The 14,996-nt window shown below is 66.5% G+C and carries 10 protein-coding genes; 3 read left to right on the forward strand and 7 right to left on the reverse strand.

Going from position 1 to position 14,996, the window contains the following annotated elements; all coding sequences use genetic code 11:
* Positions 1-245: 245 nt before the first annotated feature.
* On the forward strand, positions 246-857 hold the full coding sequence (locus ACOQPE_RS02825; protein ID WP_420610410.1) for a hypothetical protein: 612 nt from the start codon (positions 246-248) through the stop codon (positions 855-857).
* Positions 858-993: 136 nt separating this feature from the next.
* Here the strand turns inward: ACOQPE_RS02825 and ACOQPE_RS02830 are convergent, their stop codons facing one another.
* Positions 994-1,956, reverse strand: a complete 963-nt coding sequence (locus tag ACOQPE_RS02830) for a nucleotidyltransferase domain-containing protein (protein WP_420610411.1) — start codon at positions 1,954-1,956, stop codon at positions 994-996.
* A gap of 165 nt (positions 1,957-2,121) precedes the next feature.
* Here ACOQPE_RS02830 and ACOQPE_RS02835 point away from each other — a divergent pair, with 165 nt between their 5' ends.
* Positions 2,122-2,412 carry a DUF1971 domain-containing protein gene (locus ACOQPE_RS02835; RefSeq protein ID WP_420610412.1) on the forward strand — a complete coding sequence of 97 codons (291 nt, stop codon included), beginning with the start codon at positions 2,122-2,124 and terminating at the stop codon, positions 2,410-2,412.
* A gap of 367 nt (positions 2,413-2,779) precedes the next feature.
* On the opposite strand, the gene ACOQPE_RS02840 is transcribed toward ACOQPE_RS02835, so the two are convergent.
* The 3 genes from ACOQPE_RS02840 to ACOQPE_RS02850 all read right to left on the reverse strand — a co-directional run bounded on the left by ACOQPE_RS02840 (position 2,780) and on the right by ACOQPE_RS02850 (position 9,232).
* Positions 2,780-7,048, reverse strand: a complete 4,269-nt coding sequence (locus ACOQPE_RS02840) for a Calx-beta domain-containing protein (protein WP_420610413.1) — start codon at positions 7,046-7,048, stop codon at positions 2,780-2,782.
* A 314-nt stretch (positions 7,049-7,362) separates the two neighbouring features.
* On the reverse strand, positions 7,363-7,800 hold the full coding sequence (locus ACOQPE_RS02845) for a nitroreductase family deazaflavin-dependent oxidoreductase (protein ID WP_420610414.1): 438 nt from the start codon (positions 7,798-7,800) through the stop codon (positions 7,363-7,365).
* Positions 7,801-7,942: 142 nt separating this feature from the next.
* Positions 7,943-9,232, reverse strand: coding sequence for an ATP-binding protein (locus ACOQPE_RS02850; RefSeq protein ID WP_420610415.1), 1,290 nt, complete (start codon positions 9,230-9,232; stop codon positions 7,943-7,945).
* Between the two features lie 656 nt (positions 9,233-9,888).
* On the opposite strand from ACOQPE_RS02850, the gene ACOQPE_RS02855 reads away from it, so the two are divergent.
* Entirely contained in the window at positions 9,889-11,004 is a 1,116-nt protein-coding gene (locus ACOQPE_RS02855) for a transporter substrate-binding domain-containing protein (protein ID WP_420610416.1), read from the forward strand.
* Positions 11,005-11,057: 53 nt separating this feature from the next.
* Here ACOQPE_RS02855 and ACOQPE_RS02860 read toward each other — a convergent pair whose 3' ends face one another.
* The 3 genes from ACOQPE_RS02860 to ACOQPE_RS02870 all read right to left on the reverse strand — a co-directional run bounded on the left by ACOQPE_RS02860 (position 11,058) and on the right by ACOQPE_RS02870 (position 14,983).
* Positions 11,058-11,432, reverse strand: a complete 375-nt coding sequence (locus ACOQPE_RS02860) for a hypothetical protein (RefSeq protein WP_420610417.1) — start codon at positions 11,430-11,432, stop codon at positions 11,058-11,060.
* Between the two features lie 94 nt (positions 11,433-11,526).
* Positions 11,527-12,141 (reverse strand): hypothetical protein, encoded by a 615-nt coding sequence (locus ACOQPE_RS02865; RefSeq protein WP_420610418.1) that lies wholly within the window; start codon positions 12,139-12,141, stop codon positions 11,527-11,529.
* Positions 12,134-14,983, reverse strand: a complete 2,850-nt coding sequence (locus ACOQPE_RS02870) for a 2Fe-2S iron-sulfur cluster-binding protein (protein WP_420610419.1) — start codon at positions 14,981-14,983, stop codon at positions 12,134-12,136. The genes ACOQPE_RS02865 and ACOQPE_RS02870 overlap by 8 nt, the downstream gene beginning before the upstream one ends.
* Positions 14,984-14,996 lie beyond the last annotated feature (13 nt).

The following is a 14,996-nucleotide window of genomic DNA, read 5'->3' on the forward strand; positions in this document are numbered from 1 at the left end:
AGAGTACGGCAGCAACCGCAACACAACAAGACGGCATCAGCGACCGCTCCGGCGGAGCCGCATTGCGTGCCACACTTGGCGCATGCCGCCGCGCAGGCCTCGGCTTCTTCCACCCAGGGAATATCCGCCTCGCGAAATGACCGACGAGGAGCGAGGTGCCGAATTGGCCAGCCTGCTTGTGCTGGCGATGCATCTTCCGCGAAATCAGCCTCCCGAGCTGACCTATCCGCCGTTCAGGAGCCTCCGTGAGCGACCAGTCGGATCGCCTCCTCGCGCCTGACATTCTGGGGCTGATCTCCAGCCTGCACCGATCGCTTGAAGCGTCTGGGTTGCCTTACGCCTTCGGCGGCGCGCTCGCGTTGGCTTGGTGCATCCCCGAGCCGCGCTCGACCCGAGACATCGATCTCAATATCTTCGTCGAGGCGGAGTCGGCCCAGGTCGCACTGGCGGCGCTGCCTGAAGAAGTCATCGCATCCGATAAGGACGAGGCCGAACTGCGAGTTCGTGGTCAAGCGCGGCTGACGTGCAACAGCATCGCTGTCGACGTGTTCTTGACCAACGACCCGTTCCACGGCGATGTGGCAGCACGCGTTGTCAGACGACCGTTCTTGGGTGAGAGCATGCCGTTTCTGTGCTGCAAAGACTTGGCGCTGTTCAAGGCGTTCTTTGATCGACGCAAGGACTGGTTTGACCTCGGCGAGATGTTCGAGGCACGCTCGATTGAGTTCGAGGAGATGGCGAACCTGATTGCCGAATTGCTCGGATCAGATGATGCCCGCATAGCGAGGCTGCGGATCGCGCACGACGATGGCGAGCGAACACGCCGCCGCTCCGCCAGCGAAGAGACAGCCTCCTGACGTACCGACGGCTTTGCCGTTGTGATCGACTTCGCGATCAGGCTTGAGAATCCCCGTTGCTTGAGCAATGCTCGATGTCAGGTCACCACAGTTCGCTCAGCGGCGGCGATTGCATCGCGTCGGTCGTCTCGCTGGCCTACGAGTCCTGCCTGCCGATGCTGCGGTCGGTGCTGCCGAAGTGGCGGATCTGCCCGTTGAGGGCAGCGTTGCAGCGCCGGACCCGTTGGGCCCAGCGGCTCAGCTCCGACTCGGAGATGCCGTGGAGACGGCACAGGTCCGCAGTAATGGCGGCGATGCCGAGAGCAGCGGCGCAGTGCGCTCGCAGGCCGTCCTCGGAGGGCAAGTCGGGACGGTCCTCGACGTAGGTGAAGCCTTGCCGCCAGAGATGCAGGTTCTCAAGATCGACTTCGCTGCTGGCGAGCGCCCAGAAAGTGTCGGCGACCGATGCAGGCTGTGGCTCAAGCAGGCTGCGAATGTTGCGAGACCGCATCGGAGCGGTACCGCGTGACGCTACGTGGGTTACCTTGGCCGCTGACTCGATGATCGCCAGTACATCGGCCATCGCTGTTGCGAATCGGACGTCTTCGCGGTGACGGTGCTCGTCGGAGTCGTCTTCGTCGGCCGATGCGATCTCCGCGATGGTCGGCCGCAGGCTGGTTTCAAGGCGGACGACGGCATTGGACATGTCCATAAAGCGGCTCTGCAGCTCGGCGGTGGGGTCTGCTGGCGATCCGATCTCCTTGTCCCAATCGATGTCTGCATATGCGCCGACATTCGCCAGCTCGACTGCGTGGCTGACGACACGCGCTTCGAGCGAGCACGGCACCCGAGTGGTGCGAACTGCCCATTCGGGAGCATCGGTAACCACAATGTCCACGACGCAGCCGGCTGCCGCCGCGGCCGTAGCCTCAAGCACACAGCGGCGCTGTCCACGGTCGCTGTAGTCGCCTAGGTCGTCATAGATCGCCACGAGATCGATATCGCTTCGCTCGGTGGCCTTGCCGCGCGCCACAGACCCGAACAGCAGCACTCGCCCGGCGCCGGCACTGACGAGTGCATCTGCGGCCCGCCGGGCCGCATCCATGTCGGGAGCGGCCATAGGTGCAGATTACCGGCGCGTTGCCGCGGTGTTCGAGCGGTTGCGCTCGCAGGCAGCTTCGACGACTGAGGCGCCGACGACCACCGGGAGCCGCCCGTGCCGCGAACGTTCGCGGGTGAGGCGGCAACCTGTCGACATGTCCGTGCACCTGCCCCGAAACTCGACATGACCCGCTCAGACATCGACTTGCCTCGTGACGCAGCGCCGGTACGACGTACTCCGAGCTTCACCGCCGCTTCGATGCCGCCTGCGCTGGGGCGCGCCCACCTCACTTCGGTATGGGCTGAGCTGGTGGTGGAAAAGGGCTCCGTGCTGTTCGCGGACGAGAACTCGCGCCGCGTCACGGTTTCGGCCGGCAGCCGTCTCGTGATCGTGCCCCGGGTCTCCCATCACATCGAGCCCGCAGACGACGCCGTGTTCCACGTCCAGTTCTACAAAAGCGAGACCGGCTCATAGACCTGAACCGACCCGAGATCGAGATTTTGGCAAGCCTCACCGAGCCATGGATCTCGACGCGGCGGCGACAGCCGGTGCGGAGCGGGCTTGGTGTTGGCGATGGTTGGCGTAGGGTCGCGGCTGCGGACTATGCAACAAGCGAGAACACAGCAGACGGGGGTGTCATGGGGTTGCGTCCTGGGGATGTGAACTTGGGCGAGCCAGGCTGATATGGCTCGCATCGGCGGTGCGCCGTATGAGTATCTGGAGGTGCTTCGGCGCTGCGAATACTGAGCGCCGCAGCGCGGCCGAGGTCGAGTCCTGCGATCCTCGGCCGCGCTGCGGCGCTGTGAGAACTGGACCGGCGAGCGAGCCGGCAGCAGTCGTGTCAGTCGTTGTCGGTGATGGTGCCGATGCCTTCGCCGTCGGCGATTGCTGCTTGGACTGCGGAGTACAGCACGACGGTGAATGTCTCGTCGTCTTCGGGGCTGTTGTCGTCGACTGCTGCCACGGTGATGGTCTTGGAGGTCTCGCCGGGCTTGAAGGTGAGCATCCCGTAGGCCTGGGCGAAGTCCGCGTAGGTCGCGGACAACCCAGCCCCGTACGCAGGCCGCGCGTAGTAGTTCACCCACACATAACGGTCGCTGGCCGGGCTGAGCGTCACAGTGAACGTCAGGGTCCCGCCCTCGCCCGCCGACGCATCGCTGATCGACAACGACGGCGTCGCGTTCACCACCGGAGGCGGCGGCGGGTCGTCGTCATCGGACACCGCCACCGTCGCTGACCCAGCGGACTGCGACACGGTGTAGCCGCTGCCGACGGCGACAGCGACAGTGACCTGCCCGTCGGCCTCGTCGGCGCTGTCGTTTGTCGTCGCCACCGTGAGCGTCGCGGTGCCCGACGTGCCCACGGTCACCGTGCGCGATCCCGTCGCGACACCGAAATCGCCGGACTGCGAAACCGACACGTCCACCGACAGCGCAGCCGACGGCGCCGGAACAGCAGACACAGTGAAGGTCGCGTCGCCGCCCTCAGTCACACCGCCGCCCCCAGCAACGCTGATCTGCGGAATCACAGGCGGCGGGTCGTCGTCGTCTGCCACCGCCACCGTCGCTGTGCCCGCAGTCGGCGACACGGTGTAGCCGCTGCCGACGGCGACAGCGACAGTGACCTGCCCGTCGGCCTCGTCTGTGCTGTCGTCCGTGGTGTCGACCGTGAGCGTGGCGCTGCCAGAGGCCGGGATCGTGACAGTCCGGGTCCCCGGCGACACACCGAAGTCGCCGGACTGCGAAACCGACACGTTCACCGCCAGCGGCGCCGACGGCGCAGGAACAGCAGTCACAGCGAAAATCGCGTCACCGCCCTCAGTCACCCCGCCGCCCCCGGCGACGCTGATTTCCGGGTCGGGGTCGGGCGTCACCGGTTCAGGGTCGGGCGTGACCGGGTCGGGCGGCGCAGGATCCGAAGTTGTGCCGGCTTCGATCTCTGCGAGCGCGGTGACCACGCTGTCCCAACGAGTCCAGCCGCGGTCGGCGTAAGTCTGCGCTTCGGCCGCTGTCATCTTCGTGAGCGACGTGTCGGCCACGGTCTCACCCAGAGTGAGCAGCACGCGATCCCAGCGGTCGGTGTGATCCTGGTTCGAGACATAACGCGTGTCGTTGCGCCACTCGGTCACGTCGGCGATGAGGCCGGCGTAGGGACTCTCTGTTGCGGTGGGCTGGTAGCCGGTGGTGGTCACCTCGTTGAGGTCATGCGAGTACACGATTACCGCGTACACGGTGCCGGGCTTCAAACCGCTGATCGTGTAGCTGTGGGTGTCGGCGTCCACCTCGACCTCTTGCACGTTGGCGCCGTCGCCTGACTCTCCCCAGTAGACCAGATAGTGGTCGACATCTCGCTCGGGCCACGACAGCGTCATGGCCGTAGCTGTCACCTCTGAGAACGTCAGCACCCCGGGATCGGGGAACCCGGCATCGGTCTGGGAGTCGCTCTGGGAGTCGCTCCGGAAGCCGGCGAAGGCGCAGTTGCCGTCGCCGAACTTGTCAGCAGGGAAATAGTTGTGGTGGTGGCTGTGGCTGCCGCCCCTGCCGTCGGTGTAGCTGCCGTGCGTGTGGTCTGTGTGCCCGTAGTCCACCTTGCATGTGGTCCAAACCGTGCGGTAGGTGCGTTGGCCGAGGTCGTCGATCTCGTCGGCCGTGAGACAGTCGGTGATGCCCATGGCCGCATGCCGGGTGACATCCAGATAGTGGTGATAGTGCCTCGGCAGGACGCTGCGATCTAAGTCGAGCGCGTCGACTGTGCCGTCGCTGTTGAAGTCGGCCTCGTTCTCGTTCCTGGCGCCGAATACGCCGTGTCGGGCGAGCTGCTTGAGTGTCTCCACGTCGATTGGGCCGATCCTCACCGCATAGGGCGACGAAGCCGGGTAGTGGGTGTGGCCGTACCAGCACGGCTGCGAAGACGGATTGAACCTGGTGGTGTCAACCCAGGCGTGAGTGGTGCCTCCGCGGTTGTATGCGATGTCTTCTTGGACTTGCACGTTGACGGTGCGGCCGGGGCCCGTGCGGCTAATCCGTGTGGGCATCGCGAAAGTCGCGGTCCCGCTTGAACCCACATCAACGTGACGAAACGCCTCGTTCTGATCCTGCCCGCCACCGCGAAGGTACCGGTACCAGGTGCGGAGGTACACACGCTTAGTCTCACCGGTGCCGGGTGCCGGGTTGACCGATACCCGGAAGCGGGCGTCCTCCCCCGAAATGACTCTGCCGTTGTCCAAGGCGACGACGGTGGCGGCAGGTACACCCGGCCATGCCGACGGGCACGTGCCGCTGCCGACCGCCATGCAGGCCCACTCCGCATCCGGATGCGGCGCGGTCTTGCCGCTGGCAATCGACCGCATGGCGATCCAGCCGTTGTCGACGTCGCCGCCGGCTTCCTGACGGTTCTTGACGTAGATGTCGGTGTCGAAACCGGTGTTGTTTCGGTAGATGGTGCGCTCAAGCCCTGTCCGGACGTAGCCGCCTGGCCTGCCCGTGTCAGGGTGATACCAGAACTGATCCCATTTCGTCGGGCGGTGATCGGAGCGCGGGCTGATGACGTCGCCCGACCACGCCAGCTGTGTGCGGATTCCGGAGAGTTCGCGCGCCTGCGCCTCGCCGGTATCGAACTTGAACACCACTCTGGCGCCCGTGTGGGCAGGCCCGGTGCTGCCGTTGCCCAGGGCCACGCCGGCCGACAACTCGTTGAACTCCTCATCGCTCTCGATCACCGTCGAGGCCGTATTGAGGGTGTCGTGGGGGTCGTAGCTGGTGCCGTCGTTCACGGTGACCGTCACCCCGCCGTCGCGCTCGGAGCGATCGTTGTCCGTGGTGCGGACCGTGAAGGTGACAGTGCCGGTGTTGACCGGGACTGTCACGGTGCGGTCACCGCGTTGGGAGGCGGGGACGAAGTTGCGGCCGCCGTCGGTGGTCTCGTCCACCGTGACGCTGACCGACTTCTGCGTCGTCGGAGGCGGCATAGACCTTATGGTGAACCGGATCGTGTCGCCCTCGGTGACCTTCTCCTGGGTGGCCGCGATGCTGATGGTGGGATTGGCCGCGTCGCCGCTGTCCACCTCGAAGATGCCCGACAGGCCGGCATAGACGTTGTTGTTGCCCTTGGGGATGTTGCCCTGGCTGATCGGGTTCTGGCCCGGGTCGCCGCCGCCCCACCGAGCATGGGTGCCGCTGGTTCCCAGCGCGTTGTTGCCCCGCTTGGTGCCCGCGGTGGCATGGGTGGTGCCGGTCTGGGTGCCGGTGTTGGGGCCCCGGTTGTTGGTGGAGGCGTTGCCGTTGGCCCGCCGCTGGGCGCCGTGGCTGTTGTCGTCCCAGGTGCCGTCCCAGAAATCGTTGTAGTCATCGGCGATCTTGGGGCCGTTCAGCCAGTAGATAGGCGTCGAGAACGGCGTGTGGCTCGGCTCGCCGCTCACCATGATGCCCGTGGCGGTATGCCACGCCGCGCCGACCGTCGGCGTGGAGCCCACCACCCGGAACGTCGACGAGTACTGGCGGATGTCCGCGTGGCCGGTGCTCGCGCCGCTGACCCGGTTGCGCACGAACGTGTCGTAGGTGGCGATTGCGCTGGCGGTGCCGTCGCGTTCGTTGTGGGTCTTGAACAGCAGCCGGAACTGCTCGCCGGGGCCGACGCCGCTGGGCTTCAGCGCCCAGTTGTCAGGCACCACGCTGACGTTCACGATCTGCACAGTGGCTGTGCTGTTGGCGCCCAGCGTGAAACCCGACGGCGGCGGTGCCAGTGCGATAGTGAACTGCTCGTAGTCCTCGATCTGACTGTCGGCGAGGACGGGGATATTGCAGACATGGGAAGTCCGCCCCGAGGGCACGGTGCAGGAATGAGGGCCGACGGTGAAATCGTCCCCGGCGGTGGCCGTGCCCGCAGTGGTGTTGATAGTGAACGTCGCCTGCGACGTGGTCGCTGGGCTGAAGGTCAGCTTGGCGTGTGCCGAATCGCCCTCGGCGGCGTTGTAGCCGTCTCGGTCAAACTGGACGGTGGTAGTGGACTGGGCGCCTGCCTCCGGCGTCGGCGGGCCGACGAGCACCAACACCGAGGCCGCCACCGCCATCGCCGTCGAACAGAGCAGTGCGCGCCACCATGGGCTGCTCACCCCCCCCCGGTACGACCGCCGTTCAGTGATCGAGGAGGAATGATTTCTTCCGAGCCGCTTCATGTTCATGTCCATCACGAGAGCCTTTGCACATCGGGCCGACACGCGGGTGAAACCTCAGATGGGTCACGCGCATCATTAGCGGGATTTCGCCTTCACATCGGCTCATGATTGTTACATGGTCAGACAGCGCGCGACAAGACAAACAGCAGGACAGTCGTGTCGACGCCTCGGACGCGCGGTTTCGATGAGGTGCGAACCTGCGACAGTGACGCTGCAACTGCGCTGCGGGCCGAGCGGGGCCGCGGCGACGCTCAGATGCTGCGGCGCAGGCGGATGACTGGAATCTCCCGATCGACCGATGCTTGGTACTCGCCGAATCGGGGCATGGCCTCGCACATCGCGTCGAACGCCTTGGTGCGCTCGCTGCCCGACAGTTCAGCCGCAGTTGCCGCGAACGACTCGGTGCCGACCTCGACAGTGACCGCCGGGTTGGCGGTGACGTTGTGGTACCACGCCGGATGGCTGGGGTGGCCGCCGGCCGACGCGAACACGATCCAGTCGCCGTCGAGCTCGTGATAGGTGAGCGGGCTGGTGAGCTGACGCCCGCTGCGAGCGCCGGTCATGGTCAGCAGCAGCATCGGGTTGCCCTCGAACATGCCGCCGCAGCGCCCCTCGTTCTCACGGAACTCGGCGATGATCCGCTCATTGAACGACAGCACCTGGCCGTCCTCCATCCCCTTCATCGACATGACACACGCCTCCGCTCGATTCGACCGACAGCCGAACCCTATGGCATCGCAACGACTCGTCCATGGCGGCAGCCGGGCCCAGCGCGACCTCATGACCAGCACGCTCCTTGCCGCATCCTGACGTGCTGGCTGCGGTCGTCGCTCAGGCGGTCAGCAGAGCGGCGGGGATCACGCCGATGCCGTCTCGGCGGCGGTAGGCCTCCCTTCCGGTGGTGATGACGGCAGCGTCCAGCAGATCGCTGCCGAGGCGATCGCCCAGCCATCTCAAGTGCTGAACGTCCCTGTCACGGACAGTGGCGGACAGCTTCACTTCAAGGGCTACGACCCGTCCGTCGCGGCGCTCGACGATGAGGTCGACCTCGTGCTCGCCGCTGTGAGTGCGCAGATGGGCGACGCGAGCTCTGTTGGCTTGCGCGTACACCCGAACCGACAAGGCAACCAAGGATTCGAACATCGCGCCGAGCAAGGTCCCGTCGCGGGGAATCGCATGATCGGTTGTGCGACCTTCGAGCAGGCCCGTCTCGTCAAGGCCGAGACATCGCAGCGCCAGGGCAGGATCGGCCAGATGGTGCTTCGGCGCTGACGCTAGGCGGCGAAGCCGATTGCGGGTCGGCAACCACGCTGGCAGCTCTTCGATCAACCACAGCTGCTCGATCGCCCGCTGGTAGGCCGTTGCAGTGGGGGGTGACGGCAGTTCGCCCGAACCAGGCGCGGCGGCCCTCCGTACGGCGGCGAACGATGTCGAAGTGGCGGTGGCTGCGGCGTAGGCGGCAAGCCACCGTCGCAGCGTGGCGCGATCGCGAATGCCAAACCCAGTCTCGCCGAGGTCGTAGTCGACTACCCGGTCGAGATAGCCGTCGAGCAGATCGGTGCGCAGCGTCCGGCCGAAGGGCCGAATCGCGGGGAAGCCCGAACGTGCGATCTCTGCCGCATAGTCGGTCAGCGTTACCCCTGATGCGCCCGCCAACGGCCGCCGCTTGCCCGACAGCAGTTCGGCGAGGTTGACAGTGGGCGCTGTGAGCGCACGCTCGGCGAGTGACAGCGGGTGCATCCTCAGTGTCACGATGCGACCAGCACCAGAGTGCGTCGGCCGCTCGCTCGGCGCCGCCGAGCCGGTCAGCAGAAAGCTCGATCTTCTGGTCCTGTCGTCGACATGGCGTCGAACAAGGTCCCACGACGCCGGGTACCGCTGCCACTCGTCGATGAGCACGGGCGGTTCGCCTTCCACCAGTCGCGACGGGTTGCCGAACGTGATCTCCAGCTGCTGCTCGTCATCGAGTCGATGCACTGTGCGTGCTCGACGGAGCGCTGTTTCGGTCTTGCCGACCGCGCGTGGTCCCTCGAGTGAGATGGCAGGCAGGCCCGACAGCAGTTCATCGAGTTCCAAGTCGACGATTCGCGGGATGTATGGCTGTTCGCCGACATCGTTCATGGTCCGCAAGTTTATGATCTCGACGGCGAGTATTTGTCAATTTCGACGCTCTGAAGTTTCTTTTTTCGACAGCTTGAACTTGTATGAATCGACGGACACAATGAGACGGGCGCAGAAGTGCCGTCGAGCTGTCGTTCTCACGAGATCCACCGACTTCCTTACCGAGGCCGACGGCGAGGGCGGGGATCGGCCGTCATGTGCGATTGGGGCAGCCTCAGTTGTGCAGTGTTGCGGCTGTCTGCGAAAGTGGCCGTGACCGTCCTGCGGGTTTGCTCATGAGATAGCTGCGAGTTTGCACAGTAGCGAACTGCGGAAATGATCAGTAGCGCTAGCCGGGCATGGAACTCTCCGAACCGTGTTCTTGTTGCACGAACTGCCGGCCTGGTCACGAAACCTCTCGTCCCGCACGACCTCGCGCCCCATCGGCTGCCTGTGGTCAGACTGACCCCCTCCCTGCCAGCCCTTGCCCTCAATTTACGTCGCATCGCTATCCGCGCTTTTGTCGGTGCCCTACCGGTGAAATTGTCCTCCTAACGTGCCGCCGCGCGGACACCCCGCTGGCTGGCAGGCTGTCTGGTGTGAGTGTGCGGACGGCTTCCGCTGGGCGCGGCCAGCGGCTCGCAAGGAGCAACCGAGGTCTGGCCGGTGGGGCCGGGGTGACGGCGCGGCGACTGCTGCTGCGGGCTGCGGCTGTGCTGATGGGTGTTGCGGTGGCGGCTGTCGGCTGCGCTGGTACTGAGAGCGATGAGGATTCGGGTTCGGCTGCGGCGGCATCGAATGCGCGCACGGTCAGCTTGGCGTTCTATGCGCATTACGCGCCTGTCAGCAGCTCGCTGGACCCACGACCCGGCACTGCGGGCTTCGACCTGCATGCGGGGTACGAAGCCGATCTGCTCGACGCCGTCGAAGCGATGTCGGGCATCGGGGTGACGTTCCTGCGTCACGGCGTCGACGATTGGGGCGGGATCTGGCTGCTGCCCGCAGCCGAGGGCATCGACATGGCGTGCGGCGGCATCACCATCGACGACGGGCGCACCCGCGGCCCCGACGGGGAGGTCGCCGTGCGGTTCACCGACGGCCACATCGAGTTCCGCCAGTCGCTGCTGGTGCGTGCCGCCGACTCGGCTCGGCTGGACGCCTACGACGCGCTCGACAGCGACGACAGCGTGGGTGTGCAGACCGCCACAACCGGCGAGTCGCGGCTGCTGCAGCTCATCGGGGTTGCCGACGATGATGGGCGGCTCACCGAGGGAACGGTGATCGTCATCGAAGCTGAAGGCGGCGGTGCTGACTCGTCGGTCGTAGAGGCAACTGCCGGCAGCGACCTGCGGATCAGCCCCGGCGGCGCGTCGGCTGAACTTGTCGGCAGAACTCGGCTGATCCCCGCCGATCCTTCCAAGCCCGAGGTGGTGTACCTCGACCGGCTGCAATCAACCGGCCTCGACACCGCAGACACCTCCGAGTCTCAGCTCGATGCTCTGCGCAACGGCACCGTCGATGCGATCGCGCAGGGCATCGTGGAGACCACGGCCGCCGCCGCTGCCTACGGCGACGAATTCGCCGTCAGCGTGATCGACGAGCAAGTCGAGACCGGCGGCTGCACCGTCGACGCCGACGACGCCGACCTCGCAGACCGGATGAACACAGCATTGGAGTGGCTCACCGACCACGGCGAGATCGGCTTCGAAGAATGGGCCGACAACGCCGACGTGTTCATCGAACGCGCCGCCGCATGGGCCGAATCTGCCCCAGCATCCCCAACCGACGAGTGATCGGCAGCGTTCATGCGTCCGAGCCGGTCAGCAAATTGCGAAACCGGTCGGGTTCAAGCGGTGAGCTGGTCCAGCTTGCTGGCGATTCCCTCCAAGAGTTCGCGATGGCCGCTCAGCGCTTCGCTCGTGCCACGCTGCGACTCTTCCAGCCGAAGCTGCGATTCCTCCAGCCGACCGAGCCGCTCATTCGTCTCGACCTGCGACTCTTCCAGCCGACCGAGCCGCTCATTCGTCTCGACCTGCGATTCCTCCAGCCGACCGAGCCGCTCATTCGTCTCGACCTGCGACTCTTCCAGCCGACCGAGCCGCTCATTCGTCTCGGTCTGCGATTCCTCGATCCGCTGCAGCGACTTTCGATGCACCGCAAATGTCTCGTCGAGCATCTCGCCGACGGATGGCATTCCCTCCGGCAACGACTCTTCATCCATGAGCCGAGCGTAGCTGCGACCTACGCAACCGATGCAACGGATTAACGGCACGCCAAGTTCGGCTCTTCGCGACAGGGGCGAATCAGTCCACGGCCTAGCTGGCTGATGCAGCGGCGACCGATAGGCCGAATTCGTTGCCTGCGTCGATCAGCGCGGCGAAGAGGTACTGGCCGAAAGATCGGTCGCAGAAGATCAGGTAGGAGCGGACCCCGTCACGGTCATGGCGTGCGATGTCGCACGTGACCAGGGCCGCTGAGGCCGAGACCACGGCACCGTCGGGCGTCATATGGTCGCTCCAGTCGAGGCCGCACACCTTCTCGAGCATGCGCGCAGCGCTGCTGCCGGTCACCCGGAACATCGCGCGACCATGGGTCCAGTCCAGCGCGGAGCAGAACTCCTGCTCATCGAGCCCGTCGAGGCCGGCGACTGCCGCGGCCACTTCAGAAGCAGTGCCCAAGACGATCCACTCACCAGGACGGGAACCCAGCACGAGTGCCCCGTCGGGTGCTACCCGCGAGGCTCCGAACGGCGCGCCGAGCAGATCGGCCGTGGGCCCGTCGGTGCCGGCGCGTACGAGCCACTTGGTGACGGCGCTCTCATCGGACAGCGTCAGATCACCGGCTCGCGAAGCCGGATAGCTCTGTACGACCGGACTCTCGAACGCCGGGCTCTGGGGCGCCGAATCTTGGGGCAATGCCGTCTCAGCCACGGAGACGCTCCCCCGCCGGGTCGAAGTGGGCGTGGTGGTCGATCACCGTCGCGCCGATGCGCTCCCCCGATTCCAGCAGCACCGTCAGCTTCGTGCCGCCGGCGGCCAGGTCGGGCTCGACCTGGCCGAGGCAGATCGACCGGTTCAGCGTCGGCGAGAAGCGCGCCGAGGTGATGCGGCCCAGGATCTCGTTGGAGTCGCTCCGCACAATCTGGGCGGCCTCTTCGGGCACCACGTCGGGATCGTCGGGCTGGATGGCCACGACCATCGGGAGCGACCGGTCGGCCGCCCAGGCCAACTCTGGCTTGCCGGCGAAATCGTCCTTGTCGAGCTTGATCAGCGACCCCAAGCCGGTGCTGGGTCCCAGCGTCAGCCCGTCGGTGTCCTGACCCACGATGAAGTGCCCCTTCTCGAGGCGCATGATGCGCTGGCCTTCCAGGCCGAACGGTCCCACGCCGAGATCGCTGCCGGAATCCATGAGGGCTTCCCAGACATGCAGGCCGTGACCTGCAGGCACGTGCAGCTCGAACGACAGCTCGCCGGTGAAGCCGATCCGCCACATGAAGCAGCCCGCCACGCCCGCCACCGTGGCTTCTCGGACGGTCATGTACGGGAATGCCTCAGCGTCGAGGTCGACGCCCTCGCAGACCCTGCTCATGAGCTCGCGAGACTTGGGCCCCGCCACGTTGATGCTGGCGTACGCCGTGGTGACCGGGGTGACGTGCACCTGCCAGTCCGGGCGCTCGGTCTGGAGCCAGTTCTCCACCCATTCCCAGACGCCGCCGGCACCCGAGCTGGTGGTGGACATCATGTAGTGGTCCTCGCCGAGGCGACCGGTGACGCCGTCGTCGAGCACCACGCCGTCCTCGGCGCACATCATCCCGTAGCGCACCCGGCCCACGCCCAGCTTCATCCACTTGTTGACATAGAGCAGGCTCAGGAGCTTGGGCACGTCGGGGCCGCGCAGGTCGAGCTTGCCCAGCGGGGTGACGTCGATGAGCCCGACGTTCTCGCGGACATTGCGCACCTCGGCTGCAGGGTCGCCGTAGTGATCGGGGCGCAGCCACTGGCCGGCCTGGATGATGGAGACGTTGTTGGCCTCGTGCCAGGGGTGGATAGACGACACCCGCACCGGCTCGAACATCCGCCCGGCGAGCGCACCGAGCGTGAGCGGTGCGTAGGGGGGCCGCCACACGGTGGTGCCGACCTGGCTGATCGTCTCGCCGCGCGCCTCGGCAATGGCTGCGACGGTGTTGACCGTTTCCAGCTTGCCCTGCGAGGGTCCCATCGTGGCCGTGGTGTAGCGCTTGGCCAGCTCCACCGAGTCGTAGCCCTCGTGCGCCGCGGCCACCAAGTCCTTGGAGCTGATGTCCTCGGACATGTCCACCATGCCGTGGGTGTCGGCGCGGTAGAGCTCGGGATGGGGGTCGCGGCCGAGCGGTGCCCGCTCGTCGGGTGCCCAGGCGGGCTCGTCGCCGTCGACCGGCAGTGCCCGAGCGGTGCGCGACTGCAGGCGATGGCGGACCGCCGCGGCACGGGCTGCGGCGAGGCGTCCTGTGGCGGCGCCATGCTGACGCAGCCCGTCAAGATCGGCGTCGCCGGCCAGCCCGCCCGTCGCCAGCACATTGCTGGGGGGGTCGGACGGGAAGAACCTGGCTGCGGCGGGGTCATAGACGGGACGGTCGCCTGCCATGTTGAGCAGCGATGTCGGCGCCGTCCAGCCGGCTGCTACCACGAGCAGATCGGCGCCGATGGAGGCTCCGTCGGCTACGACTGCGTCGACCGCCCGCGACGAGCCGCGGGTCGAGCTGATGCTGCCCCCGGTGCGACCGTCGATGACGGCAGCGATCTCGGTGCCCACCCGTTCCAAGTCGGCGACCGCGGCATCTCCCTCGGCATTCGCACTGAACACCACCGCCCGCTCGCCCGGCTTGACGCCCCAGAGGTTCACCAGGCGACGTGCTGCGCCCGAGGTGATGACGCCGGGCCGGTCGTTGCCCTCGAACACGTAGGGACGCTCGATCAGGCCGGGCGCTGCCACCAGCGTCTTGGCGCGGGCCTTGATGAGACGCTCCACCGCGATCGGGTGGTTGCGCTGGACGATGCCGATCCAGTTGTCCTCATACCGACCGGTCACGGTCGAGTCAGTCAGCACCTCGACATCGGAAGCGTCCAGCGCAGTGCGCAGCTCGGCGAGCGCGGCTTGATCGGCGGCATCGCTCGAGTAGCGCAGATGGCCGCCCACGCTGTGCTCATGGGAGACCAGCAGCACGCTGGCGCCCGCGCTGCTGGCGGCCAGCGCCGCCTCGATGCCGGCCGGGCCTGCTCCGGCCACCACCACGTCGGGGTGGGTGTAGCGCTTGTCGTGGTAGGCGTGCGGGGTGTCGAGGTCGATCTTGCCGCCCGGGGCGAACGTGGCCAGCACCCGCTCGTAGGTGGGCCACAGCCATTGCGGCTTCATGAAGGTCTTGTAGTAGAAGCCGGCCGTCAGGAAGCGCCCGAGCAGACCGTTCACCGCCTTGATGTCGCGGTTCAACGACGGCCACGCGTTCTGCGAGCGGACGTCCATGCCGCTCTCCAGCAAGCGGTGGCCGGCCCGCACATTGGGGTCGTCGCCCACCTGGACCATCAGGTTGGGATCCCAGTAGTCGGCGGTGAGGATCCCCCGCGGCCGGTGGTACTTCATGGAGCGGGAGAAGATCTGCTCTCCTGCAGCGGCCAGGGCAGAAGCGATCGTGTCGCCCTCGAACCCGCTGAACCGCTTGCCGTTCCAGCGGAAGCGAAGCTTGGCGGCCCGGTCGATCACCTCGGTGGGCTGGACGCCCTGCCGGCTCATCGTCATGCCGCGCTGCCTC

The organism is Candidatus Poriferisodalis sp., from assembly GCF_965219595.1.
In the GTDB taxonomy this organism is placed as follows: domain Bacteria; phylum Actinomycetota; class Acidimicrobiia; order Acidimicrobiales; family Poriferisodalaceae; genus Poriferisodalis.